The 24,218-nt window shown below is 62.0% G+C and carries 20 protein-coding genes and 1 riboswitch; of the genes, 7 read left to right on the forward strand and 13 right to left on the reverse strand.

Going from position 1 to position 24,218, the window contains the following annotated elements; translation table 11 throughout:
• Window positions 1-3: 3 nt before the first annotated feature.
• From AERO9A_RS01355 to thiC, 5 genes are all read right to left on the reverse strand, one after another.
• Window positions 4-615 carry a YqiA/YcfP family alpha/beta fold hydrolase gene (locus AERO9A_RS01355; RefSeq protein WP_159970121.1) on the reverse strand — a complete coding sequence of 204 codons (612 nt, stop codon included), beginning with the start codon at window positions 613-615 and terminating at the stop codon, window positions 4-6.
• A 103-nt stretch (window positions 616-718) separates the two neighbouring features.
• Complete coding sequence (gene cpdA / locus AERO9A_RS01360; RefSeq protein ID WP_159970122.1) at window positions 719-1,534, reverse strand: 3',5'-cyclic-AMP phosphodiesterase; 816 nt, start codon at window positions 1,532-1,534, stop codon at window positions 719-721.
• A gap of 307 nt (window positions 1,535-1,841) precedes the next feature.
• On the reverse strand, window positions 1,842-2,294 hold the full coding sequence (locus AERO9A_RS01365; protein ID WP_159970123.1) for a DUF1249 domain-containing protein: 453 nt from the start codon (window positions 2,292-2,294) through the stop codon (window positions 1,842-1,844).
• Window positions 2,285-2,884 carry an NUDIX domain-containing protein gene (locus AERO9A_RS01370; RefSeq protein WP_159970124.1) on the reverse strand — a complete coding sequence of 200 codons (600 nt, stop codon included), beginning with the start codon at window positions 2,882-2,884 and terminating at the stop codon, window positions 2,285-2,287. Before AERO9A_RS01370 ends, AERO9A_RS01365 begins: the two co-directional genes overlap by 10 nt.
• A 139-nt stretch (window positions 2,885-3,023) precedes the next feature.
• Window positions 3,024-4,907 carry a phosphomethylpyrimidine synthase ThiC gene (gene thiC / locus AERO9A_RS01375; protein ID WP_159970125.1) on the reverse strand — a complete coding sequence of 628 codons (1,884 nt, stop codon included), beginning with the start codon at window positions 4,905-4,907 and terminating at the stop codon, window positions 3,024-3,026.
• Between the two features lie 92 nt (window positions 4,908-4,999).
• Window positions 5,000-5,106, reverse strand: a riboswitch (TPP riboswitch).
• Between the two features lie 220 nt (window positions 5,107-5,326).
• Between thiC and AERO9A_RS01380 the strand changes: the two genes are divergently transcribed.
• On the forward strand, window positions 5,327-6,769 hold the full coding sequence (locus AERO9A_RS01380) for a TolC family outer membrane protein (RefSeq protein ID WP_159970126.1): 1,443 nt from the start codon (window positions 5,327-5,329) through the stop codon (window positions 6,767-6,769).
• A 70-nt stretch (window positions 6,770-6,839) separates the two neighbouring features.
• Here the strand turns inward: AERO9A_RS01380 and waaA are convergent, their stop codons facing one another.
• Complete coding sequence (gene waaA, locus AERO9A_RS01385; protein ID WP_159970127.1) at window positions 6,840-8,105, reverse strand: lipid IV(A) 3-deoxy-D-manno-octulosonic acid transferase; 1,266 nt, start codon at window positions 8,103-8,105, stop codon at window positions 6,840-6,842.
• A 187-nt stretch (window positions 8,106-8,292) separates the two neighbouring features.
• Window positions 8,293-9,180, reverse strand: coding sequence for a LysR family transcriptional regulator (locus AERO9A_RS01390; RefSeq protein WP_159970128.1), 888 nt, complete (start codon window positions 9,178-9,180; stop codon window positions 8,293-8,295).
• An 88-nt stretch (window positions 9,181-9,268) separates the two neighbouring features.
• On the opposite strand from AERO9A_RS01390, the gene AERO9A_RS01395 reads away from it, so the two are divergent.
• The 4 genes from AERO9A_RS01395 (at window position 9,269) to AERO9A_RS01410 (ending at window position 12,692) form a co-directional block, all read left to right on the forward strand.
• On the forward strand, window positions 9,269-9,601 hold the full coding sequence (locus AERO9A_RS01395; RefSeq protein ID WP_159970129.1) for a multidrug efflux SMR transporter: 333 nt from the start codon (window positions 9,269-9,271) through the stop codon (window positions 9,599-9,601).
• A gap of 87 nt (window positions 9,602-9,688) precedes the next feature.
• Window positions 9,689-10,864, forward strand: coding sequence for an FAD-binding oxidoreductase (locus AERO9A_RS01400; RefSeq protein ID WP_159970130.1), 1,176 nt, complete (start codon window positions 9,689-9,691; stop codon window positions 10,862-10,864).
• Complete coding sequence (locus tag AERO9A_RS01405) at window positions 10,861-11,667, forward strand: aldo/keto reductase (protein ID WP_159970131.1); 807 nt, start codon at window positions 10,861-10,863, stop codon at window positions 11,665-11,667. The genes AERO9A_RS01400 and AERO9A_RS01405 overlap by 4 nt, the downstream gene beginning before the upstream one ends.
• 125 nt (window positions 11,668-11,792) lie before the next feature.
• The gene (locus AERO9A_RS01410) at window positions 11,793-12,692 is read left to right on the forward strand and encodes a metal ABC transporter ATPase (RefSeq protein WP_159970132.1); all 900 of its coding nucleotides are present in this window, start codon (window positions 11,793-11,795) and stop codon (window positions 12,690-12,692) included.
• 9 nt (window positions 12,693-12,701) lie between these two features.
• On the opposite strand, the gene AERO9A_RS01415 is transcribed toward AERO9A_RS01410, so the two are convergent.
• Complete coding sequence (locus AERO9A_RS01415) at window positions 12,702-14,210, reverse strand: AhpA/YtjB family protein (RefSeq protein WP_159970133.1); 1,509 nt, start codon at window positions 14,208-14,210, stop codon at window positions 12,702-12,704.
• Window positions 14,211-14,384: 174 nt separating this feature from the next.
• Between AERO9A_RS01415 and serB the strand changes: the two genes are divergently transcribed.
• Window positions 14,385-15,599: a phosphoserine phosphatase SerB gene (gene serB, locus AERO9A_RS01420; RefSeq protein WP_159970134.1), complete on the forward strand. Its 1,215-nt coding sequence runs from the start codon at window positions 14,385-14,387 to the stop codon at window positions 15,597-15,599.
• A gap of 99 nt (window positions 15,600-15,698) precedes the next feature.
• On the opposite strand, the gene AERO9A_RS01425 is transcribed toward serB, so the two are convergent.
• The 5 genes from AERO9A_RS01425 to AERO9A_RS01445 all read right to left on the reverse strand — a co-directional run bounded on the left by AERO9A_RS01425 (window position 15,699) and on the right by AERO9A_RS01445 (window position 23,246).
• Window positions 15,699-17,768 (reverse strand): EAL domain-containing protein, encoded by a 2,070-nt coding sequence (locus AERO9A_RS01425; protein WP_159970135.1) that lies wholly within the window; start codon window positions 17,766-17,768, stop codon window positions 15,699-15,701.
• A gap of 210 nt (window positions 17,769-17,978) precedes the next feature.
• Window positions 17,979-19,784, reverse strand: coding sequence for a molecular chaperone (locus tag AERO9A_RS01430; RefSeq protein ID WP_159970136.1), 1,806 nt, complete (start codon window positions 19,782-19,784; stop codon window positions 17,979-17,981).
• Window positions 19,785-19,957: 173 nt separating this feature from the next.
• Window positions 19,958-20,824, reverse strand: coding sequence for an archaetidylserine decarboxylase (gene asd, locus AERO9A_RS01435; RefSeq protein WP_159970137.1), 867 nt, complete (start codon window positions 20,822-20,824; stop codon window positions 19,958-19,960).
• Window positions 20,825-20,841: 17 nt separating this feature from the next.
• Window positions 20,842-21,657, reverse strand: coding sequence for a rhodanese-like domain-containing protein (locus tag AERO9A_RS01440; RefSeq protein WP_159970138.1), 816 nt, complete (start codon window positions 21,655-21,657; stop codon window positions 20,842-20,844).
• A 65-nt stretch (window positions 21,658-21,722) separates the two neighbouring features.
• Window positions 21,723-23,246 (reverse strand): HDOD domain-containing protein, encoded by a 1,524-nt coding sequence (locus AERO9A_RS01445; RefSeq protein WP_159970139.1) that lies wholly within the window; start codon window positions 23,244-23,246, stop codon window positions 21,723-21,725.
• A 119-nt stretch (window positions 23,247-23,365) separates the two neighbouring features.
• On the opposite strand from AERO9A_RS01445, the gene motA reads away from it, so the two are divergent.
• Window positions 23,366-24,217 carry a flagellar motor stator protein MotA gene (gene motA / locus AERO9A_RS01450; protein ID WP_159970140.1) on the forward strand — a complete coding sequence of 284 codons (852 nt, stop codon included), beginning with the start codon at window positions 23,366-23,368 and terminating at the stop codon, window positions 24,215-24,217.
• Window position 24,218 lies beyond the last annotated feature (1 nt).

The raw sequence follows: 24,218 nt of genomic DNA on the forward strand, positions 1-24,218 counted from the left end.
TCGTCAATTGAAGGCGGAAAAGTCGGTATCGCGCCAGAGTATGGCGCCAATGTCGGCGAATGCGAAAAGTGCTGGCAGGCGTTCGGTAAAACCCTGGAAGCCATGGTCGCCACCGGCCTGGATACGCAGGGCGCAGGCCTGGTAGTAGCGCTCGGCGTCGCGGTAATCGAGGGTTTCATCAGCGGTCTGCAGCCACACCTGATAACGGCTGGCGTCTTGTGGCGGCGCCACTTCCAGCTCGGCCAGAGCGTAGACGTGATCCTCGGTGAGTTCCCAGGTTTCGTCACTGTAATAGTTACGCTGCGGGCCGAGGTAGCCGTCGAAGCGTAGGTGCGGACGCACGGCCGGGTTGATCAGCAAGGCTTTGAGGCCATGGCGCTCGGCTAGATAGGTGGCGTAGTAGCCGCCCAGCGAACTGCCCACCAGCAGTGGCGCACCGAGTTCGGCGACCAGCGCTTCGAGCTGGGCCATGGCTTGACGTGGATGATGATGCAGCGCCGGTACGTGTAACTGCTCAGCGATTTGCAGATGGTTCATCACGCGGCTTAGTTGCCTGGCCTTGTGCGAGGCGGGCGAGCTGTTGAGGCCGTGGATATAAAGGATGGGCGCAGTCATGGTGCGGGAGGCTACTACAAAAAGCGGCGATAGGCTTCAGGCGGCAGGCTTCAGGCAAGAGCAAAGCGGTTTTCCTGCAGCCTGAGGCCTGCAGCTTGTGGCCTCAATAGCCCTTGACGCTGTAATCAATCTCGAAGGTGATGCCGGTAACGCGCGAGACACCGGTTTCCAGCGTGCCGTCGGCGTGCAGGCGCAGCCAGCGGTAACCGGGGGCTTCGCTACCAACCTGGAACTCTTCGCTACCGGGGGCGAATTGCACGCAGGTCGAGGGCGAGGCAATCAGCCGCAGATCGCCGCGTTGCTGGTCGAATTCCTGGTGGATATGCCCCCAGAGAATAGCTCGCGCCTGTGGGTAGCGGTCGACGATGGCGAACAGGGCTGCCGGGTTACGCAGGCCGATGGGCTCCATCCATTTGCAGCCGATGGGGACCGGATGATGGTGCAGGCAGATCAGGTGATGGCGCTGCGGCGCTTCGGCCAGTGCACGCTCAAGTAACTCAAGCTGACTGTCGGCGAGAAAGCCCGGCACCGCCCCCGGAATCGATGAATCGAGCAGGATGACACGCCAGTTGCCGACATCGACTACAGGCTCCAGCAAGGCGGTGCCGCTGCAGACCGCCTGCATTGGCGGGACTTCATCATGGTTGCCGGCCAGCCAGCGCACCTGTGTGGCGAAGGTTTCGGTCAAGCGGCGAAAGTGCTCATAGGACTCCAGGCTGCCGTCTTGCGAGAGGTCACCTGTGGCCAGAATCAGGTCGATTTCAGGCTGCTCTTGCTGCACCTGCTCGATCACCCGCTGCAGGCTGGCGTAGGTATCCATGCCCAACAGCTTGCCGTCTGCTTCGGCGAACAGATGGCTGTCGGACAGTTGCACCAGCAGCACCGAGGAATCGGTGGCAAGGGGGGCATGACTCGGCAAGGCGGTCTCCTAGGTCGCAATCGACTGAATTATGGTGGCTGCCGCAGTAAAGAGAAAACCCAGGAACTGGACGTACATCACAGAAAAGCAGTGCATTCGGCGGTTAATGGTCGATAACACGTCTGCTATTGGTGCTGTATGGATTTGCTGTTCGATTTTGAGGCTGGCGCTATGATGTTACTTTGCCATCCTTTTTCGTCAATGCATGCCTATGCTCGGGGCGGGAAATTTCATCGGCAGCCTGTACCGGCGAGCGAGGCGCGCCAGGTCGCCTCGTGTATTGCGCAGAGAGCTGTGTACCGAGGACTCAGATAACCGATTGCGCTTCGTGACCGCAGGCCAGGCAATGGCTTAGCCACTCACCGAGAAACAGATTGAGCTGACTCTTCTCGTCCGGTTGGTGCATGGAGGCATTCGGGTAGGTGTAGCGAATGTGCAGGCGCCGGGCGTTCTCGGCACCAACCACTTCTGCCATGCGGGCGTCATGGTAGACGCGCACGTGCAGTTGCGGCACTGGTAACCAGGGCAGGCTGTGCTCCTGGCGCACGCACACCGTGGTGGTGTAGGGGCAGCTCTCCAGCACTTCCAGATTGAGCACCCCCAGCAGGTGATCGCCTTGACTCAGGGCTACGCGGCGCGACTGATGCTCGTTGCGCATGCTCGGCAGTAGGCGCATCAGGCGCGCGTAATTGGCCTCGCAAGTGCTTTGCAGCTCGACCAGGTCGACCCGGTAGCGCTCGCGCAGCAGGGTCATGACCACATGCCCCTTACTTCATCACGGTTCAGTGCCAACCATTGCAGGGCGATGAGGCTGGCCGCATTGTTGATGCGACCATCACGTGTCGCGGCCAGTGCATCTTGCAGTGGCATTACGTGCACACGGATATCTTCGCCTTCTTCGGCCAATCCATGCACACCGCCAGCCGCGCTACTGTCACAGCGACCGAGAAACAGGTGGACGAACTCATCGGAGCCGCCAGGGGAAGGGAAATACTGGGTGATTGGCCACAGTGAGCCGAGCGTCAGATCGGCCTCTTCGACGGCTTCGCGGCGCGCGACTTCTTCGGGTTCCTCGTCTTTGTCGATCAGCCCGGCGACCAGTTCCAGCAGCCAGGGATTGGCTGCCTTGTCCATGGCGCCGACACGAAACTGTTCGATCAGTACCACTTCGTCGCGCTGCGGATCGTAAGGCAGTACGCACACGGCGTCGTGACGTACGAAAAGCTCACGGGTCAGCTCAGGGCCCATTGCGCCGGAGAATTGCCGGTGACGCAACTTGACTCGGTCGAGCCGGTAGAAGCCGCGAAAGCATTCCTCGCGGGTGAGGATGTCGATGTCGTTCTTGTCCATGGGGCGCTCCAGATGGTCGTAACGGGCCTGGCAGATCATTGAAAGACCGCTTTGGGTTTTCAATGTTCGGCGAACTGCGGCCCGTTAACGTCACACTATCGAGCATAGTGCCGTCAGATCAAGCTTGCGTGACGGCCTGTTACACACGCTGATAAAGCTGGCTGCCTTGCGCCTTGAACTCCTCGGCCTTGGCCTGCATGCCTTGTTCGGCATCCACATCGACGGCCTCGATACGTTGCTCCTTGGCGTAGTCGCGCACCTCCTGGGTAATCTTCATGGAGCAGAACTTCGGCCCGCACATGGAACAGAAGTGCGCCACCTTGGCCGAATCTTTGGGCAGCGTCTCGTCGTGGTAGGCGCGCGCGGTGTCCGGGTCGAGGCCGAGGTTGAACTGATCCTCCCAGCGGAACTCGAAGCGCGCCTTGGACAGCGCATTGTCGCGGATCTGCGCGCCCGGATGACCCTTGGCCAGGTCGGCCGCATGCGCGGCGATCTTGTAAGTAATGATGCCGGTTTTGACGTCATCCTTGTTCGGCAGGCCCAGGTGCTCCTTGGGCGTGACGTAGCAGAGCATGGCGCAGCCGAACCAGCCGATCATCGCCGCGCCGATGCCGCTGGTGATGTGGTCGTAACCCGGTGCGATATCGGTGGTCAGCGGGCCGAGGGTGTAGAACGGCGCCTCGTCGCAGCATTCGAGCTGCTTGTCCATGTTCTCCTTGATCAGGTGCATCGGTACGTGGCCGGGGCCTTCGATCATGCACTGCACGTCGTGCTTCCAGGCGATCTTGGTCAGTTCGCCGAGGGTCTCCAGCTCGCCGAACTGTGCGGCGTCGTTGGCGTCGGCGATGGATCCGGGGCGCAGGCCATCACCCAGCGAGAAGGACACGTCGTAGGCCTTCATGATTTCGCAGATGTCGTCGAAATGGGTGTAGAGGAAGTTTTCCTTGTGATGCGCCAGGCACCACTTGGCCATGATCGAACCACCACGGCTGACGATGCCGGTGACGCGCTTGGCGGTCAGCGGCACGTAGCGCAGCAGCACGCCGGCGTGAATGGTGAAATAGTCCACGCCTTGCTCGGCCTGCTCGATCAGGGTGTCGCGGAATAGCTCCCAGGTCAGGTCTTCGGCGATGCCGCCGACCTTCTCCAGCGCCTGGTAGATCGGCACCGTGCCAATCGGTACCGGTGAGTTGCGGATGATCCACTCGCGGGTTTCGTGGATGTGCTTGCCGGTGGACAGATCCATGACCGTGTCCGAGCCCCAGCGGATGCCCCAGGTCAGCTTGGCGACTTCTTCCTCGATGCTGGAGCCGAGCGCCGAGTTGCCGATATTGCCGTTGATCTTCACCAGGAAGTTGCGGCCAATGATCATCGGCTCCAGCTCCACGTGGTTGATGTTGGCCGGGATGATGGCGCGACCACGGGCGACTTCGCTGCGCACGAACTCGGGGGTGATTTCTTTGGGGATCGCAGCGCCGAAGCTGTGGCCGGCGTGCTGCTCAGCGAGCAGGCCGGCTTCGCGCGCTTCTGCCAGCTTCATGTTCTCGCGGATGGCGACGTATTCCATCTCGGGCGTGATGATGCCCTGCTTGGCGTAGTGCATCTGACTGACGTTGTGCCCAGCCTTGGCCCGGCGCGGGTTGCGCACGTGGGCGAAGCGCATCTTGGTCAGCTCTTCATCGGCCAGACGACGCTGGCCGAACTCGGAGGAGAGCCCCGGCAGTTTCTCGGTGTCGCCACGATCCTCGATCCAGGCGCTGCGCACGTCGGCCAGGCCCTTGCGCACGTCGATGCTGACGTTCGGATCGGTGTAGGGGCCGGAGGTATCGTAGACGGTGACCGGCGCGTTGATCTCGCCGCCGAAGTCCGTTGGCGTCACATCCAGGCTGATCTCGCGCATTGGCACGCGGATGTCCGCTCGTGTGCCCTGCACATAGACTTTCTGCGAACGGGGGAAGGGCTGTACGGACTGCTGGTCGACCTGGGCGCTTTCGCTCAGGTGCTTTTGTTGTTGTGTACTCATCAGGGCTCTCCGGGTTGGATGTCGGAGTAGAACCTGGGCGGAGTACGAGCGCGGGCGCACCGAGGGCGGTGCCGAGAGACTCGCCACGAATGCGGCGAGGACATCTTGTTCCCTACGCAGGCCTTAACCTGATCAGGTTCAACGGGATCCGGCATTAGCCAATCTCAGCCCCTCACATGAGGCACCCCGACAAGAACTGGCGCAGTCTAATCAAGGCGCGCAGGTAAAACCAAGCGAGTGGCTGAAATAAGTCGACCCGTGCGTCGGAACGCGGTCGTCACGCTTTGACGACAGGCATTGTTGCAGTCGAGCAACAAAGCTTCTTGCAAACTAGACTCAAGCCGCTGGAGCGGCCCTTGACCCTGGCCAGTGGCCGCCCGTAGCCTTGCCGATTACCGCCTGATTCAAGGAACGACCCCATGTTGCGCAGACTTTCCCTGGCCCTTGCCGTGGCCGCTGCTTCGCTGAGCCCGGCTCACGGCGAAGAGGCGCCCCTGTCGAGCAAGACCGATCTGGTAACCGTTTACCAGGAAGCCGCACGAAATAACGCCGATATCGCTGCTGCCCGAGCAGATTACAAGGCGCGTCGTGAGGTGGTGCCACAGGCGCGTGCCGGGCTGCTGCCCAATCTTTCGGCAGGCGCCAATTATGGCGACACGCGCACCGAGATCGACTCGCCCAGTTCGACCCTTTCGCGCAGTGGCCTGGTCTATCAGGCCAACCTGAGCCAGCCACTGTTCCGCGCTGACCGCTGGTTCCAGTTGCAGGCCGCTGAGGCCACTAGCGAACAGGCGGCACTGGAGCTGTCGGCTACCGAGCAGAACCTGATCCTGCAGAGCGCCGAAACCTACTTCGCTGTTCTGCGTGCGCAGGACAACCTAGCCTCGACTCGCGCTGAGGAAGCGGCCTTCAAACGCCAGCTCGATCAGGCCAACGAGCGCTTCGATGTCGGCCTCTCCGACAAGACCGATGTGCTTGAGGCGCAGGCCGGTTTTGACACCGCACGTGCCAACCGACTCTTGGCCAAGCGTGCCGTGGACGACGCCTTCGAGGCGCTGGTGGCGCTAACCAATCGCGACTACGTGGCGGTCGAGGGGATCGTCCACAGCCTGCCGGTGCTGGCGCCGACGCCGAATGATGCCAAGGCCTGGGTCGATACCGCCGCGGCGCAGAATCTTAATCTGCAGGCCAGCCTCTATGCGGTCAGTGCGGCCGAAGAAAATCTGCGCCAGCGCAAGGCTGGCCATGCGCCGACCCTCGATGCCGTTGCCAGCTATCAGAAAGGTGACAACGACAGCCTGGGCTTCACCAACTCGAACTCGCCTTTGTCGCCGGGTTACAGCGGTGACGTCTCGCAGCGCTCGATCGGCCTGCAACTCAATATCCCGTTGTACAGCGGCGGCCTGACCAGCTCGCAGGTGCGCGAGGCCTACCAGCGTCTGGGGCAGACCGAGCAACTGCGCGAGAGCCTGCGCCGCCAGGTGGTGCAGAACACGCGCAACCTGTTCCGCGCGGTCAACACCGATGTGGATACCGTGCAGGCGCGGCGCCAGTCGATCATCTCCAACCAGAGCGCCCTGGAAGCCACCGAGATTGGCTATCAGGTTGGTACGCGCAACATCGTCGATGTGCTCGATGCTCAGCGTCAGTTGTACAGCGCGGTGCGTAACTACAATGACGCGCGGTACGACTACATCCTCAACAACCTGCGTTTGAAACAGGCCGCTGGCACGCTGAGCCCGAGCGACCTGGAAGCGCTGGGTCGTTTCCTCAAGCCGGACTACAACCCGGACAAGGACTTCCTGCCGCCGGACCTGGCCTCGGCCGCCGAGGCGCGGTTGAAGAACGGTCAGGGGTACTGAAACCCGGATACGCAAAAGCCTGACGCGAAGTCAGGCTTTTCGTTTGTGGCTCTTTACCCGGAACGTCCGGTTATAGCAGGCGCTGCAGTCCTGCCAGAAGGCGCTCCAGCGCACCCTGGTTGGCCTTGAGTACGGCCAGGCCGGCATCACTCATGCGTTTGGCTGATTCGGGCTGGTTCAGCAATGCGGCGATCTTGTTGACCAATTCTGTGGCGTTCTCCACTTCGCTCAACGCGCCGGCCTCGCGCAGTTGTGCGGCGATTTCCAGAAAGTTGAACAGGTGTGGGCCGCTGACTACGGGCTTGCCCAGCGCTGCTGGCTCCAGCAGGTTGTGCCCGCCATTGGCCACCAGGCTGCCGCCGACGAAGGCGATATCGGCCAGGGCATAGAGAAACAGCAGCTCGCCCATGGTGTCGCCGAGCAGTACCTGATCCCCTGCCTGCACGTCTTCCCCCGTGGAGCGCCTACGCGTGTGCAGGCCTTGGCTCAGGCACAGTGTGTGCACGGCGTTGAAGCGCTCCGGGTGACGTGGGACGAGGATCAATAAGCTGTCCGGCCTGGTTCGCAGTAACTGCTGGTGGGCGGCCAGGATGATCTCGTCTTCGCCAGCATGGGTGCTGGCAGCTATCCAGATGGGGCGCTGCTGGGCCTGCCAGTGTTGGCGTAGTTCGGCAGCGCGCTGCGGCAGTTCGGCAGCGATGCTCAGGTCGAATTTGATCGAGCCGGTTACGTCTACGCACTCGGGGCGTGCGCCAAGCGCCAGGAAGCGCTGCGCCTCGGCCTGGGTTTGTGCGGCGATCAGCGACAGCTCGGCGAGCATCGGTGCGGTGAGCTTGGCAAAGCGTGCATAACCGCGCGCTGAGCGTTCGGACAGGCGTGCATTGGCCAGAGCAACTGCAATGCCGCGCTTGGCACACTGATGAATGTGGTTCGGCCACAGCTCGGTTTCCATCACCACGGCCAGGCGTGGCTGGGCGCGGTCGAGAAAGCGCGCTGCCGCCCAGGGCAGGTCGTAGGGCAGGTAGCAGTGCTGCACGCTGTCGCCGAACATGGCTTGGATGCGTTCGGAGCCGGTCGGGGTCATGCAGGTGACGGTGATCGGCAGCTCGGGGTGGCGCGCCTGTAGCGCGCGGATCATCGGCGCGGCGGCGATGCTTTCACCCACCGATACGGCATGCACCCAAATGCCGCCGGGCTGCATGGGCGGCAGGTCGAAGGCAAAGCGCTCCTTGATGCGCTGCGCGTAGGCCGACGCCTTGCGTGCGCGCAAGGCCAGGCGCAGGGCGATCAGGGGCAGGGCCAGGTGCAGTAGCAGGGTGTAGAGGAGTCTGTTCATGGGTGCGCAGCTTAGCAGGCTGTTGAAAAACTATCTGCGTTGCCACTGCTGCGTTAAAAACAGGCTCAAAATGCTCATTTACAGCTCGTAAACTCCGCTTTTTCGCCTGTTCTTGCCTTGCATTGGCTGCCTCGCCTACGTTTTTCAACGGCCTGCTAGCGCCGCCGGCCCGAGCCTGGAAGCCCACTCAGGCCTGCGGGCGCAGCAGCTCTTGCGCCAGGCAGTCGGCCAGCCAGCTTGCTGCCGGGCCGAGTGCGGTGTCGCGGCGCCATATCAGTTCCACCATTAGAGGCGGCGGTGCCCAGTCGCTACGCAGTTCTTGTAGGTGGCCGAGGTAGGTGGGGTACTGCGCGACATGCCGTGGCAGCCAGGCCCAACCTAGCCCGCGCACGACCAATTCGGCCATGGCGTAGAAGCTGTCGGCGCGCCACAGCAGTGGGCTGATTGGCTCCCCGCCTGGGTAGCGGCTGTCCTGCGGGGTCATCAGTAATTGTCGGTGTTCGGCCAGGTCGCGCCGTTCGACGCTTGCGAGGTCGGCCAGGGGATGTTGCGGGCTGCACACCGTGACCATTTCGATGGTGCCCAGGCGTTGGCTTTCCAGCTCGGCGGGCATCTGTTCGTGATGGAACAGCAGACCGAGATCGGCCTGACGCTGCACCAGCTTGCGCGCCACATCGCCCTGCGCGCCGCTGGACAGTTGCACTTCGAGCAGGGGAAAGGCGTCCGCCAGCGCTTGTAGGCTAGCCAGTACCGGTTGGTAAGGCATGGCCTCGTCCAGGGCCAGGCGTAGACGCGCTTCTTCGCCACGGGCCAGGCGCAGGGCGCGGCCGTCCAGTCGTTGGCATTGCTGCAGGATGCTGCGCGCTTCAGCGAGCAAGGCCAGGCCGGCGTCGGTTAGGCGTGGCTGGCGACCGCTGCTGCGCTCGAACAGGGTGATGCCCAGATCCGCTTCGAGCAGGGCGATGGCGGTGCTGATGGCGGACTGCGCGCGCCCTGTTTCACGGGCCACGGCTGAGAAGGAGTTACTTTCGGCGGTGCGGACGAACAGGTGAAGTTGGTCGAGGTTCCAGTTCATGGCTGGCCTATCTCCAAAGCAGATAGGTAATGACTTTATCCCATCGCTGTGGGCCTTAGAATCCTCGCTTCATACAGGAGTCGCCGCCATGACCGGATACCTCTACCTCGCTATCGCCATCGCCGCCGAAGTCATCGCCACCACCTCGATGAAGGCCATTGACGGCTTCAACAAACCCTTGCCGTTGCTGCTGGTGATCGGCGGCTACGCCATCGCCTTCTGGATGTTGACCCTGGTGGTACGCAGCATCCCGGTGGGCATCGCCTACGCCATCTGGGCGGGGTTGGGCATCGTCCTGGTGAGCATCGCCGCGCTGGTGCTTTATCAACAAAAGCTCGACCTACCGGCCATCCTGGGCATGGGGCTGATTGTCAGCGGCGTGGTGGTGATCCAGTTGTTCTCGCACTCGACCGGGCATTGAGCACAAGCGGACTTGTGGCTTGAAGCTTGCCGCTTGCGGCTTCCCCGAGGGTTATACTGCGCCCCTGTTTTTCTTCGAGGCCCGTCTATGTCCCAAGCTCTCAGCACCGATGTCCTGATCGTCGGCGGCGGTATCGCCGGCCTCTGGCTCAATGCCCGTCTGCGCCGTCAGGGTTTCTCCACGCTTTTGGTGGAGTCGGCGAGCCTGGGCGGCGGGCAGAGCGTGAAGTCGCAGGGCATCATTCATGGCGGCGCCAAGTACGCCTTGCATGGTGCGCTGACCGGTTCTGCCGAGGCCATCGGCGACATGCCGAGGCGCTGGCGTGAGGCACTGGCCGGTGATGGAGAGCTGGATTTGCGCGGCGTGCGTTTGCTTTCTGACGCGCATTACCTGTGGTCGCCGGGGACTCTGGCGGGCAATCTGACCAGCTTCTTCGCCAGCAAGGCCATGCGTACGCGGGTCGATGCGGTCAAGGGCGATCAGCTACCTCCGGCGCTGCGCGACCCCAAATTCAAGGGCAAGGTCTATCGACTCAACGAGCTGGTGCTGGACGTGCCCAGCCTGATCGCGCGCCTGGCCGAGCTGGCCGGCGATGGCCTGCTCGCTGGAGAGCGCATCGAGCCGCTGCACGAGGCGGATGAGCTGGTCGGCTTGCGTGTCGATGGCCGCGAAATTCGCGCGCAGCGTGTCGTGCTCAGTGCCGGTGCGGGTAACGCTGCACTGCTGGCCGCGCTCGGTATCGAGCAGCCGCGCCAGCAATTGCGCTCGCTGCACATGGTGCTGGCCAAGGGGGCGGCGCTGAAGCCCTTGTATGCCCACTGCCTGGGCGGCGGGCCGAAGCCGCGGGTGACGGTGACCACGCACCCGGCAGCCGATGGCCAATGGGTCTGGTACCTCGGTGGCGATCTGGCCGAGGCCGATGGCGTAGCGCGTGACGAGACTGCGCAGATTCAGGCCGCACAGAAGGAAATTGCCGCGCTGCTGCCCTGGCTCGACCAGGGCCAGATCCGTTGGGCGACCCTGCGTGTCGACCGTGCAGAACCGGCGCAATCAGGCCTGGTGCGGCCGGACAATGCCTTCCTGGCTGAACAGGGCCGCTTGCTGGTGGGCTGGCCGACCAAACTGGCGCTGTCGCCGGATTTCGCCGACCGCGTACTGCAAGCCCTGGCTCGCGATGGCGTGCAACCTGGCGCCCAGGCGCCGCTGCCCGAGTTGCCGCGCCCGCCGGTTGCCCAGCCGGTGTGGGAGACCCTGCTGCCATGAGTTTGCACAATCTGCATCGCCCACTTGGCAGTACCGGCCTGCGCGTGTCGCCATTGGGGCTGGGTACGGTCAAGCTGGGCCGCGATCAGGGCGTCAAATACCCCAATGGCTTCACCATCCCCGACGATGCCCAGGCACTTGCCCTGTTGCATCAGGCACGTGAGCTGGGTATCAACCTGATCGACACGGCGCCTGCCTATGGCGTCAGTGAGCAGCGCCTCGGCCCCTTGCTGCGCGGCCAGCGCAATGAGTGGGTGATCGTCAGCAAGACGGGCGAGGAGTTCGAGCGGGGCCAGTCGCACTTTGATTTTTCCGCCGCGCACACCCGCTTGTCGGTGGAGCGCAGTCTCAAGCGTCTGGAAACCGATCGTATCGATCTGCTGTTGGTGCACTCCGATGGCAATGATCTGGCGGTACTGCGCGACACGGGCGTCTACGAGACGCTGGAGGCGCTCAAGCGCGAGGGCAAGATTCTCGGCTACGGCATTTCCGGCAAGACCGTCGAAGGCGGGCTGCTGGCGTTGCAGCAGGGGGACTGCGCCATGGTTACTTACAACCTGAGTGAACAGGGCGAGAAGCCGGTTTTGGACTACGCTGCCAGTCACGCCAAGGGCATTCTGATCAAGAAGGCTCTGGCTAGTGGGCATGTCTGCCTGGCCGAAGGTGTTGATCCGGTGCGCGCCAGCTTCGAGATGATCTTCGCCCATCCTGGTGTGAGTAGCGCCATCGTCGGCACCATTAATCCGCAGCATCTGGCCGCCAACGTAGCCACGGCGGCGGCGGTGATCGGCGAGCTGGGCTGAGTTCGTCACGTTCCTTTACAGGATCAGGTTGTGTCTGTCACTTGGCCTGAGGCAGCCTAGCAGACTGTTTCGCCCTATCCCTCGTCGGGCACATATTGCCCGGCACGAGTTCATGAGGAGCCGAGATGTCGCGTACGCTGATTCGCAAGGACCCGAGTCGCTTCAAGACCCTGCCACTGTTCGTCGAGGCCAGCTCTGAAGGCCTTCGTTATCAGAGCCTTGGCCAGCCGCTGAATTTCCGTCAGATGCTCGACAGGCGGCGTCCGGTGGACGTTGCCGATAGCCGCTGCTTCTCTATTGAATTGGCCAATCTGGGCGTGTCGGTGCGCCTGACCCTGCGATTGCAGGGGCGCGACTATTGGGTGCTGGTGCGCCAGCGTCGACCGGATCGTGGCGATACGGTGCTCAAGCTGATCTCCGGCTATGTGCCCGCGCACGAGTTGAATCTGCCGTTGCTCACGGCCATTCAGGAAGTGGCCGAGGAGTGTCTGATCGAAACTGAGGAGGGTTGGCTCGGTGGCCGCTTCGGTGACACCTGGCTGCCGACGCCTTATCAGGGCGCCTTGCGCTATCGCGAGAGCAGTCATTTCCGTCTCAGCCCCTTGTCAGGTGCTGCGCGTCCCGTGCAGTGTGGCAACCTGCGTTTGCTTGAGCGTCCGCGCGCCTATGTGCATGTGCCCACTGCATCCTTGCAGTTGGTCTATGACCTGAGCCTGGAGCTGCCGCGTGATGTCCGCACGCCCAGTCTGTTCCATGTCGATGAGCGTCTAGAGGGCGGTAGCCTGGTGGCGCGCCTGGAAAGACGCCGCCCCGACCTGTATCTGTTGGCTTTGCATAAGGGGCAGCCCACGGGAGGTTTGTACACCTTGCGCGAAGGTGAGCTGATCGCCGCCAGCACCCGTGGTGTATGGCTCTCGGAAAGCTTTGCCGAGCAGGACGGTTGGCTGGTGCGCGATGGGCGTGTGCGTTGGAAGGATTGGCAGCAGCGCTACGGTGTGCAGGCACCGCAGCGGCGCTTGGGCTGATGCCGTGCGTCAGTTCACGCGGCTTTCATGCATGCGCGTGAGCTGACGCTCCAGCAGGGCCGGGTAAGGGTCGAGCAGGCGTTCCACGCAGCTCGCGCCCTCGGGGCTGGCGATGGGGCGAATGCGCGCGCGCTGGCGGATCAGCATGTCGGCTGCGACGCTTTGCTCCACCAGCAGCAGGTTGCGGCTGTGCTGGGACAAGGCCAGGGCATCGAGGGCGCTGTCGCTCAGTAGCAGGTCGGCTTGACCGAGGGCTTCCAGATCGCGGCCCAGCGTCAGCCCAAGCTGCAATTGCAGGGTCAGGCCGCTGTCGGCCACTTCGATTTGCAGGGCATGGCCAAGGGCGCGCATCAGTTCGCCACAGCAGATGGCGTGGGTCAGGTAATCCTCGGCACAATCGCGTTCGTGGAACAGCATCAGGCTGCTGCCATCTTTGAGCGTATGCAGCTCGCCCTGATACAGCGCGGCAGCCTGCTCCAGGCAATCGCGATAGCGTTGCAGCAGATCCAGCAAGCGTGTGCGTGGCAGGCGGCGCAACTGTTCCTGGCCGCCGAGCTGGATGGCTAGTACGGCGCTGGCGCGTGAGGGTGCTGGCGCAACCGGCTGCTGTGGTGGTGTGGGCTCTTCTGCCAGGTCGGCGAAGGGGTCGCCGTCGTGCTCGTCCCAGGGCAAATCCTGCGCGGCTTTGTCCCTAACCAGTGGGGCGTCGAATGCCGTAGCGGTCTGCGAGCGGGGCTGGTTGTCGGCAGCGAGCGGTGCACTTTGCTCTTGGTCGAAGGATTCTTCCTCGGGGAAGTCGTCTTCCTCTAGCTCGGGCTGCGGACGCGGCGGCACCAGGCGTGATTGCAGTTGGCGAGCCAGGTCGCCGAGCTCATCGTTACGCCCGGCGCCCGGTGCGGGATCATCCGGGTCGCGTAGCCATACGCGCAGTTGCAGCAGCGGCGTGGAAATATGTCGACCCAGGCGCATGCTCAGCGACAGCGTGAGCGCCAGCAGGATCAGGCTGAGGATGCCCATGCTCTGCAGGCTGATGGTCATAGGCTGCTGGAATTGGCGCATGTCCAGGCTGATACGCAATTGCCCAGCCATCACCTCCTGAAAGGTGATAGGCGTTGAGTACAGACCTTCGCTCTCGCCCAGCATGTTGCGCGTCGGGCGTGATCCGGCCTCGGCGAGGATGCGGTTGTCAACGCTGTAGATGGCGGCATGCGCCACCAGCGGGTTTTTCGCCAGATTATTGAGCAGTACGTTGAGGCTGAGAATGTCGTTGGACACCAGCAGCTCGGTAGCCGAGGCTGCCGTCTGGGTGATCAGCGCCTGGCCCAGGGCATCGGCTTGCTGCTGCATGGCTTGTTTGAACTGCATCCCCATCACCCAGGCATAGATGAGCATGGCCAGTGTCACCAGCAGCAAGCTGTGACTGGCGATACGCAGCACCAGAGGCACCCGCCGCTGGCGCAGCGCGTGGAAGATCATGAGGAAGAAGTTATCGGGTTTGACGGGGGCGGGCCGGTTCACAGAGCTCGGCTCTTGTCGACTGAAGATGCCGCGCAGTATAGCGAGCGGTCTGGTATGGGCAAAGCGCGCGGCTGCGCGCAGCAGGGTGAATCTGGTTAGAATGTGCGCCTTTTCGTCGGTTGATGCCCCGAGCGGCCCGGCCCCAACCCATTCATCTGTTTTGGAGAGTGCGCTTTGCGCGAAATCGTCCTGATCAATATCACCGGCGAAGATCGCCCTGGGCTCACCGCTGCCATCACTGGCGTCCTGGCGCAGGGCGGGGTGAATATTCTCGACATCGGCCAGGCTGTGATCCACGACACGCTGTCGTTCGGCATTCTGATCGAGATTCCTGATAACGGTCGCTCGCAGGCCGTGCTCAAGGATCTACTGTTCACCGCTTATGAACTCGATCAGCAGGTGCGCTTCACGCCGGTTTCCGAGGCTGACTATCACCAGTGGGTCAATGGTCAGGGTAAGGCGCGGCATATTGTTACCCTGCTGACGCGCAAGGTCAGCGCCGAGCAGTTGCAGCGGGTCAGCACGATTACTGCCAAGTACGGCCTGAATATCGACCATATCGACCGTCTGTCTGGGCGTATGCCGCTGGACATGCCTGCTGAGCAGGGTAAGGGTTGCATCGAGTTTTCCGTGCGCGGTGAGCCGGCTGATCCGGTGGCACTGCGTGCTGAGTTCCTCAGTGTGGCGCAGGAGCTGAACGTCGATATCGCCTTCCAGCGTGATTCGGTGTTCCGCCGTAATCGTCGTTTGGCGGTCTTCGATATGGACTCGACGTTGATCGAGGCCGAGGTGATCGATGAGCTGGCCAAGGCTGCCGGTGTGGGTGAACAGGTCGCCGAGATTACCGAGCGCGCCATGCGCGGCGAGTTGGATTTTCGTGCCAGCTTCAAGGAGCGCCTGGGCTTGCTGCAGGGCTTGTCTGAAGACGTGCTGGAAGAAATCGGCGCTTCGCTGCGTCTGACCGAAGGCGCCGAAGTGTTGTTCGCCGAGCTCAAGCGGCTGGGCTATAAGACCGCGATTCTCTCCGGTGGCTTCACCTATTTCGCCCGGCAGTTGCAGGCCAAGCTGGGCATCGACTACGTGTTTGCCAACGAACTGCAAATCGAGAACGGTAAGGTCACCGGCGTGGCCGTCGAGCCTATCGTCGATGCTCAGCGCAAGGCTGACCTGCTACGTGAACTAGCCGAAAAAGAAGGCCTGCAACTGGAGCAGACCATCGCCGTAGGTGACGGCGCCAACGACCTACCGATGCTCGGGTTGGCGGGCCTTGGTGTGGCGTTCCGTGCTAAGCCGCTGGTCAAGCAGTCGGCCAAACAGGCCATCTCCACGCTCGGCCTGGACGGCATTCTCTATCTACTGGGCTTCCGCGATCGTGAGGGGCAGGAATAAGGCCGTCACAAGTTGTAAGCCACAAGCTGCAAGTAGAAGCACGAATCGCGGTGCGCGCCTAACCGCTTGCAGCTCGTAGCTTATGGCTTGTAGCTGCTTCTATTCGTCACCAGCCGAGAAGTCGTAGTCCATCGACTGGCTGGGGCCTTGCAAGTAGTAGCCCTGAATGAAGTTGACCCCCGCCTGCCACAGCGTCGCCAGTACGCTGGCGCTTTCCACAAACGGCACGATGGTCAGCTTGGCCTGGGCGTGCAGGCTGCTGAGCAGCGTCTTTAGCACTTCCTGGTTCTCGGGGTTGCTCAAATCTTGAGTGAATGAGCCGTCGACTTTGACGAAGTCGACATGCAGGTGCTTGAGCGTATTGAATGGGTTGATCGCGCAGCCGAACTGGCTCAGGGCGATTTTGCAGTGCAGTTCGGCCATGCCCTGGGTGAGGGCCTTGGCCTGTTTCAGGTAGGCGATGGCGTCCGGTTCGCTGAACTGGAATACCAGTGAGTCGGATGGCAGGCGTGCGGCCTTGAGCGCCACGCTGAGCCATGGCAGCAGAGTCTGATCCTGCAGGCTGGCGGTCGACAGATGGACGAACAGGCGGGTGTTGTGTCCTTTGGCGCGGTGGTCGGCTAGCAGCTTGATCGAATTGAGGATCACCCAGCGGTCGATCTTCTCGCCTAGCCCGGCATCGCGGGCGGCTGCCAGGAACTGTGCCGGTGGCACTTCTTCACCCTGAGGGCTGAGCAAGCGCAACAGCACTTCATAATGTTCATGAGCGTCGCCGCGCAGGCTGATGATGGGTTGGAACAGTAGGCGGAAGCTGTTGCTCTCCAGCGCCTGTTGCACCATCGCCAGCAGATTGCCGCGATTGGCGGCGGCGGCCAGCTCCGCCGCCGGGTTGAATAGTTTGACGCCGTTGCCTTCGACAATTTCATCGGCGCAGCGATGAGCGCGGTCGATCACGGTCTGAGCCTTGGCGGTCTTCTCGCTGAGCCCCGCCACCCCGATAGACAGTGTGGTCTGGGCGGTGCGGCCGCTGATATCGAACAGATGGCCTTCGATTTTCTTCAGCAGTTCCTTGAGGCTGGCCTCGCACTGCTCGGGCGTTCGCCCTGGCAATAGAGCGGCGAACAGGTCGTCTCCGAAGCGGGCCAGTTGCGTGTCTGCCGGGAAATGCGCGCGCAGCAGTCCGGCCAGGTCGGTGAGCAACAAGTCGATAGCGGCCAGGCCAATCTCGCCCTGCAGGCCGGTGTAGCGATCGACGCGGATATAGGCGAGCGTGGAGGGTAGGCTGGCGTTGACTGCGCGCTCGGCGGCTGCATCCATTAGCTCGATGAAGTGCATGCGGTTGAACAGGCCGGTGACCAGATCCTGGCAACTGATCTCGCGCAGTTTTTCTTCCAGTTCGGCATTCGAGGTTTCGGCGCGGATGACCACCTGGATGCAGGGTTCGCCGTCGTAGGTTGCCGGTGAGAAACTCATCTGCGCGGCGAAGCTGCTGCCATCGGCGCGCACGCCCTGGCAGTTGAGATCAGCGCTGCCTTCGATGCTTTGGTAGTGCTTGAGAAAATCCTTGAAGCTGCTTTGGTCGGCGCTGGCGATCAGGTCGATCATCGGCATGCCTTCCAACTCGTCGGCGTCTTCGTAGCCGAACAGCTCAAGATAGGCGCGGTTGGCGTAGATGTGCATGCCATCGTGCACATAGGTGATGGCGTCTACCGAGCTTTCTAGTAGCAACTGGCAGCGTTTTTCTGCTTCGCGTAGCGCGACTTCGGCAGCGCGTCGGGCGCGGCGCTCTTCAAGGCTGGCCAGCTCGCGTTTGGCGACCAGTACCAGGCGTTCGTCTTCGCCTTGCGGCAGGGCGTCCTGAGCGCCGAACAACATGGCTTCGGTAATGGCCTCGGAGTCGTTGCCCTCGATTAGCTGGATCACCGGAATGTCCTTGGCCTGACGGCGGATGGCGACGATCGCTTCGCTCGGTTCAAGGTGCTCACTGGTCGCGGCACAGATCAGTAGATCCCAGGTCTGCTGCAAAGCCTCGGCGAGGTCGTCGCTGGAGGTCAGGCGGTGAACGCGGGTGGCATGGCCGGAGTTGCGAAATAGGCTGACCAAGCGCTCGGCCTCATTCTGCGAATCCTCAAGAATCAGCAGGCGGATGGTTTTCTTGTCGATTGCCATAGAGGTGGTCAGTACCGCGCCGAGGGGGCGAGAAGGCGACGAATCAGGCTATGTGAATTTACTGCACTTGGCCGGGCATAAAAACGGCTCGCAATGCTCATGCGCAACTTACGACGTCGAATTCGACTTAGAGCGGTTTTCACTGTTTTGCTGTGCCTGGCTTTCGCTCGCTATGTTTTCACATGGCTTGAAATAGGGCGTTTTAGGAGCCTACAGCGACTTCCAGAGCGAGTCAAAATCTTCCTCATCCGCCGCGCTCTGGCCTGACGAGGCTGTGACAGGCTTCCCGGCGATGCCGTTGTTGCCGCCTACGCGGTGGTACTCGAACTGGCTGAAACTGCCGGTGCTGATCTGCCTGCGCGTGAGCACTGCGCGGTGCTCTTCGCCGTGATTGTTGATCAATACCTTGCTGCCTTCCTGGAACGGCAGGCGTGGTGTTATCAGGCTGGCCGGGCGTGAGATGGCGGCGATTTCCGGCAGCAGCAAGGCGCGCAGGTACTGGCTGTTCTGTTCCGCCTTGCGCACCAATTGCAGGCCGCAGGGTTGTGCATGTGGGGCGATCAGTTCGATACCCATTTGTGTGCCGCCGCCACGGACCTGGCGAATCCAGCGCACGATGGCCACGCTCCAGCCTTGGCTGGGGCTGTCCTGGATACCGAGCAACTCGCCAGCCTGCAGTTGACTGGGCACGTCTTTGGGCCAGGACAGGCAGTAGCCGCCGGGACTATGGTTGACGATAGCCAGCGGGTAAGTGGGGTAAGTTTCGTGGCTACTTTGAGGGGCTTCCGGCTGTTCGCCCGGCGTGACTTGGGTGTACTGGATTTCCTCGAAGTGGATCTCTTCGGTCGAGGTTCGCTGTGCATCGAAGGCATTAGCCCAAATGTCGGTTTCACCTGTCGATGGTTTGAATACAGCGGCGCCCAGCTCCACGGGGCGCCTCAGTAGATCGGCGAAGGAGCGCTGGCCTGCCAGGAAGAAGTGCAGGGCGGTCATGCCAATGCACAGGGTCAGGTTGCCCTGGCCGGGGGTGCGCTGGAATGTGCGCTCGGCAATGTCACCCCAAGCGGCTGCGACGTGTTGCAGTAGATCTAGGCTGATGCCCTCGGACATTGGCAGCGAGGCGCGCGCGCGTTGCTCTTCGGGTAGTGCCAGGTAGTGCTTGATGGCATCAACCAGTGGCTGCGGATCGATGCCGAGCAGGTTGTGCAGCTCGTTGCTGGGGTATAGCGATTTATAGCGCGGTGGCCCGTCAACTTGAGGGGCGAGGACGAACAAGCTGCTTGGCGCATCGCCTGGCTGCAGTTTTACCAGGCTGCTCCACTGCTCCAGTGCTTCGGCCAGGCGGGCGATACCGTTCTGGCGCATTTGATTGGTGCGCGCACAGCCCAATAGCAGGGCGGTAATGTAGGTTTGTTCAGGGCTCAGCCCCTGGCTGCTGCGAGCCAGTGGATCGCGTACCAGTTGACGCTGTAGGCGTTGCTGGCAGGCGATTCGGTAAAGTTGGTGCAGTTCCAGCCATAGTCCCTCGGGCACTGGGCAGTAGAGCTGGCTGGCGCGTATCAGCGGGCTGCACAGGCTGTGCATGGCGCGCTGCAGGGTGAGCGCCAATGCCTGGTCGCGGTCCTTGCCTGTGCGCTCGGTGATGCGTGTGATGATTAGTTTGTAGCCGATTGCCAGGTGATTTTGCAGGGCCTGGCAGAGGTTGGCGACTTTGCGTGGGCGCTCGTCGAGGACGATGGCCTGGTTAAGAAAGTGCCGCTCCAGATGCTGGCAGACGAAGTACACCTCGGGGCGCAGCAGCTCTAGTAGTTGCAGGCGGTTTTCCGAAGGGGTCTGTAGCTGGTTCAGTTCGACCAGGCTCTGGTAGAGCTGACGTGCGGTTTCACCGAGGTTGGCCTTGGGCAGGTCGGAGATCCAGCGCTTGAGGTCACGCGGCGTTCCATCACAGAAGCTCAGGCTTTGCTTATCCGGGGTCGGTACGCGTAACGAAAGCAAGTGGGAACTCTGTTTGTCCATTAAACTTGGGCGCTCCTGGCCACGATGAGGCGAGCGGCTTCAGGGTTGATGAACCCTCCGGTGCCTGAACTCTAGCAGCATCTGGCTGCCCGTGGCAGCCCATCCTAGTGATGGGGTGTCACGGCATGTGATGCTTGGGCGAGTCGGCGCGCGTTCTCTGCGCGCCTTGGGTATCACTGGTTTGTGCTGGGCTCGCCGAGCAATTGGCCCATGCGTACTGCGCTGCCTGCTCCGAGTGTGCTGGCCCACTCTACCTGTTGTGGGCCAAACAAGACGATAGCTGTCGAGCCCAGTTTGAAACGGCCCATCTCTGCGCCTTTGGCCAGTTCGATCGGTGTCCGTGCTGCGGCATCGTAGCCCGTCACTTTCAACTCGCGTTTAGGTGGTGTGATCAGGCCCGCCCAGGTGGTTTCGATGCTGGCAACGATCATTGCGCCGACCAATACCACGGCCATGGGGCCGCGTTCGGTATCGAACAGACAGACCACGCGCTCGTTGCGGGCGAACAGTTCGGGCACGTTTTCGGCGGTGGTTTGGTTCACCGAGAACAGTCGACCCGGCACGTAGACCATCTCTTTCAAGGTGCCGGCCAGCGGCATGTGCACGCGGTGGTAGTCCTTGGGCGAGAGGTACACGGTGGCGAACTGGCCACCCATGAAGGGCGCGGCTCGTTCGGCGTCGCCACCGAGCAGTTCGACGGCGCTGAAACTATGGCCTTTGGCCTGGAAGATGCGCCCGTGTTCAATGGCGCCGAGTTGGCTGATGGCGCCATCGGCCGGACAGAGGATCGCACCTGGCGTCTCATCAAGCGGGCGGGCGCCGTCTTTCAGTGCGCGAGTGAAAAACGCGTTGAAGTGCTCGAAGGCTTGCGGGTCTTCGATCTGCGCTTCGCTCATGTTCACCTGGTATTGCTTGGCGAACCAGTTGATCAGTGGGTTCTTCAGCCAGCCGATGCGGCATTCGGCCACGTAGCCGATCAGGCGCGAGAGCAGGTGGTGCGGCAGCAGGTACTGGCTGAGTATGAATAGGCGTTGTTTCATCTTGTTTCCTTGAGGTATCAGCGCTCGATCGGTGTGTCGGGCAGATTGCCCCATTCCGACCAGGAGCCAGCATAGGCCTTCACGCGGGGATAACCGAGTGCTTTGGCGACGACATAGGTGAAGCCCGAGCGGCGATGGGTCTGGCAGTGGGTGACCACTTCTTTGTCGGGTGTGATGCCAAGGCTCTGCAGCACCTCGGCAATATCTGTGCGGATGCGTAGATCGCGCGCGGCATCCATGCCGGCAGTCCACTCGAAGTTGATGGCTCCTGGAATGTGCCCGGCACGCGCAGCGCTGACCTTCTCGCCGCGGTATTCGTCTGCACCGCGTGCGTCCCAGATAGCTAGGTCGGGTGCACCGAGGCGTGCTTGCAGGTAGCTGCACGTGGCGGTGGGTGCTTCGCTCAGGGTTAGGTGCACCGGCGTCTTGTGCGGCGCTGGGGTCTGCTGAGTTAACGGGCGGTTCTCGCCCATCCAGGCGCGCAAGCCACCGTTGAGAAAGTGGTAGCGGGTGTGGCCGATGACATCCAGCAGCCAGATGAAACGCCCGGCCCAACCCCCGCCTTCGTCGTCATACACCACGTAGGTGGCTTCGGCGTGATGGCCAAGCTCGGCGAACAGTGCTTGCAAGGGCTCCAGTTCAGGCACCAGGCCTGGGGCTGGCGCTTGGCCGAGTTGGGTGCGCTTGCTGTCGACCCAGTAGGCGCCGGGAATGTGCCCCTCGGCATAGCGTGCTGCGTTGCTCAGATCGACCAGGATCAGCTCGCTGGCGTCCAGTCGGCTGGCGAGCTCGGCGGGTTCGATAACCAGCGGCAGGTTGGCGAAGGCGGACATGAAGCCTCCTTGAATGGAAAGCTGGGGATTGTAGCGGAAAGCCTGTGCACGAGCGCCCTTTGCCGTCAGCGGGGGCGTTTGGCGAAATTATGCAGGGCGCGCTCGATGCACTGAGCCGTTTTGGCAAAGGCCTGCAGGCTGATGTCGTTGAACGCTCGACCATCCTGATCGGCCACCAACAGCATGACCACGCGGCCATTGTTGGTGATTGAGCGCAGCAGCAGGTGCTCGCCAGGAAACAGGGCTTTGAGGCTGCCTGGCAGCAGTGCCGAATACTGTGCGGCATTCTCCGGGCTCAGGCGCAGTTGTCCGGGTTGAGCGAGCAGGCGGCGCAGAATTTGACTGTTGCTCGGGTCGAGGTTTAGGGCTAGGGCTGCCTTGTCCAGGCCTGCCATTTGTTGGCTCTGCAGGCGGCTATGCTGGCGATCGGCGAGCAGTACGAGGACGCGCAGCATGCCACAGTCATTCAGTGCATCGCGGGCGCAGGCGGTCAGTTGCAGGACGTTGGCGAAGTCACTTGGCTCGCTGAGCAGGCGCTTGCAATGCTGGCGCCAGGTCTCAAGGGCAGGGGGGGGTGAGGAGCGTTCTACTGCCTTGGCGGGTTTCAAGCGACGTGCTGACCAGGGCCAGAGCAGCGCCTGTGCGGGATGCCAGAGGGTTGGGTCGTGGATTGCCTGGGCGCTGCTAACGGCATGTTGGTGCACTTCCTGTTGCACGGCATCCAGTGGCAGTTGCAGATAGAGCCCTATCAGGCGCTGCCAGCGCAGGCAGTGGTCGGTGCTCCAGGCGTGGTGTGCGGACACGGCCAATCCGTTGGCCAGTAGCACGCAGTTGCTAGGGTGGGTCAGCCAGTGACGCAGAGGTATATCGGCGTCCAGCATCTGCTGTTGATGCAGGGGGTGTTCGTTGTCACGGGCTATATGCAGGGCCTTGACCAGTTCTCGACGGTCGCGAGCGAGCAACTGATAGCCGCGTACGATCCACTCGGGCAGGCGCCAGCGTTCGGCCAGTTTTAGGCATAGCTGGATCAAGGGCACGCCCAAAATCTCGCGCTCGACTTTGCCCGGTGCTTCGCCCTTGACCAGTACGCGTTGCTCCCAGGTCTCGAAAAGCTGCGGATACTGGCTGAGTAGCGGCCACAATGGGGCGAGAAACAGCAGGCTGCAGCCATGCAGTTCGTTCCACAGTCGCGCCAGGCGCGAGCCGAACAGGCCGCGTGCTTGTTGGCTGGCGTGCTGGCTGATCAGCAGAATTTGTCGCAAGGCCAGGGGGATGTCTGCCTCGGCGAGTGCTGGTGTTTTTGCCAACAAGGCTTCGCAGCGTTGCAGACCGAGTCGCGCCAGTGCGATTTCCAGGCTATCAGCCGGTTCGTTGAGGCTGTTTGATGACTGATTGGCCTCGCGCAGCACCTGCAAGGCAAAGGTGGGGCAGTGTTCGATCTGCTGGGCAATGTCGCGCCAGGTTTTGCGCCCGTCGGTGAGGGTGCGACGCAGGCGCGTGTGCTGCTCCTGCTCGATGGGCAGGCACAGTTGGCCTAGCTGTTGCAGCCAGGCATCGAGAGTACGCGGCATGGGCGTGGCGGTTGGCATGGCAGAGTTGAGCCAAACTGGCTTTTGACCTTAACTGGCTATAGTCTGGCGTATAAGTTCCGATAAATAGAAGGGTTGTTTTCAATAGCCCTTTCTCTTGGCTCTACAAGCGTTCTTTTATGGCAAAAATCATAGGCATCATCGTTGTTTTCGGCTGCGTGTTCGGCGGGTTCATATTGTCTGGCGGGCAGTTGATGGCCTTGGTGCATCCCTTCGAAGTCATGATCATCGGTGGTGCGGCCCTGGGTGCATTTCTGCAGTCCAATCCGGGCAGCATGTTCATGCTGGTGTTCAAGAAGTCGCTGAGCATGTTCGGCACCCGCTTCACTCATACCTACTACCTCGAAGTGCTCAAGCTGCTCTATGAGATTCTCAACAAGAGTCGGCGTGAGGGCATGATGGCCATTGAGGCCGATGTCGAGGATCCGAGCGCCAGTCCGATCTTCAGTAAATACCCCGGCGTGCTCAAGGATGCGCGGATGACCGCTTTCATCTGCGATTACCTGCGCATTATGTCGTCCGGCAACATGGCGCCACACGAGCTTGAGGGCCTGTTCGACATGGAGCTGGCCAGCCTCAAGGAGGAGCTGGAGCATCCGGCCCATGCCGTGGCCAAGGTTGCCGACGGTATGCCTGCAATGGGTATCGTAGCGGCGGTGTTGGGTATCGTTATCACCATGTCGATCCTGGCTGAGGCGGACAACGCGCAAATTGGTGAGAAGGTCGGTACTGCACTGGTCGGTACTTTCCTCGGGATTCTTGCCTCCTACGGCTTCTTCGGGCCGCTGTCGGCGGCGCTGGAGCATGACGCCAAGGAAGAGGTGAACCTCTACGAGGCGATCAAGGCCAGTCTGGTGGCGTCGGCCTCCGGTATGCCGCCGAGTCTGGCGGTGGAGTTCGGCCGCAAGGTGTTGTATCCGGCGCATCGTCCGAGCTTCAGCGAGCTCGAACAGGCCATGCGCGGCAGTTAAG

The organism is Pseudomonas sp. 8Z (assembly GCF_902506535.1).
In the GTDB taxonomy this organism is placed as follows: Bacteria; Pseudomonadota; Gammaproteobacteria; order Pseudomonadales; family Pseudomonadaceae; genus Aquipseudomonas.

Bases quoted from the DNA above. Each gene is read 5' to 3' on its own strand.
- AERO9A_RS01445 (WP_159970139.1), bottom strand. From the start codon at position 23,246: ATGCCAACCGCCACGCCCATGCCGCGTACTCTCGATGCCTGGCTGCAA.
- motA (WP_159970140.1), top strand. From the start codon at position 23,366: ATGGCAAAAATCATAGGCATCATCGTTGTTTTCGGCTGCGTGTTCGGC.
- AERO9A_RS01355 (WP_159970121.1), bottom strand. From the start codon at position 615: ATGACTGCGCCCATCCTTTATATCCACGGCCTCAACAGCTCGCCCGCC.
- AERO9A_RS01410 (WP_159970132.1), top strand. From the start codon at position 11,793: ATGTCGCGTACGCTGATTCGCAAGGACCCGAGTCGCTTCAAGACCCTG.
- asd (WP_159970137.1), bottom strand. From the start codon at position 20,824: ATGAAACAACGCCTATTCATACTCAGCCAGTACCTGCTGCCGCACCAC.
- AERO9A_RS01390 (WP_159970128.1), bottom strand. From the start codon at position 9,180: ATGAACTGGAACCTCGACCAACTTCACCTGTTCGTCCGCACCGCCGAA.
- AERO9A_RS01440 (WP_159970138.1), bottom strand. From the start codon at position 21,657: ATGTCCGCCTTCGCCAACCTGCCGCTGGTTATCGAACCCGCCGAGCTC.
- AERO9A_RS01380 (WP_159970126.1), top strand. From the start codon at position 5,327: ATGTTGCGCAGACTTTCCCTGGCCCTTGCCGTGGCCGCTGCTTCGCTG.
- waaA (WP_159970127.1), bottom strand. From the start codon at position 8,105: ATGAACAGACTCCTCTACACCCTGCTACTGCACCTGGCCCTGCCCCTG.
- AERO9A_RS01425 (WP_159970135.1), bottom strand. From the start codon at position 17,768: ATGGCAATCGACAAGAAAACCATCCGCCTGCTGATTCTTGAGGATTCG.
- thiC (WP_159970125.1), bottom strand. From the start codon at position 4,907: ATGAGTACACAACAACAAAAGCACCTGAGCGAAAGCGCCCAGGTCGAC.
- AERO9A_RS01400 (WP_159970130.1), top strand. From the start codon at position 9,689: ATGTCCCAAGCTCTCAGCACCGATGTCCTGATCGTCGGCGGCGGTATC.
- AERO9A_RS01405 (WP_159970131.1), top strand. From the start codon at position 10,861: ATGAGTTTGCACAATCTGCATCGCCCACTTGGCAGTACCGGCCTGCGC.
- AERO9A_RS01395 (WP_159970129.1), top strand. From the start codon at position 9,269: ATGACCGGATACCTCTACCTCGCTATCGCCATCGCCGCCGAAGTCATC.
- AERO9A_RS01430 (WP_159970136.1), bottom strand. From the start codon at position 19,784: ATGGACAAACAGAGTTCCCACTTGCTTTCGTTACGCGTACCGACCCCG.
- AERO9A_RS01370 (WP_159970124.1), bottom strand. From the start codon at position 2,884: ATGGACAAGAACGACATCGACATCCTCACCCGCGAGGAATGCTTTCGC.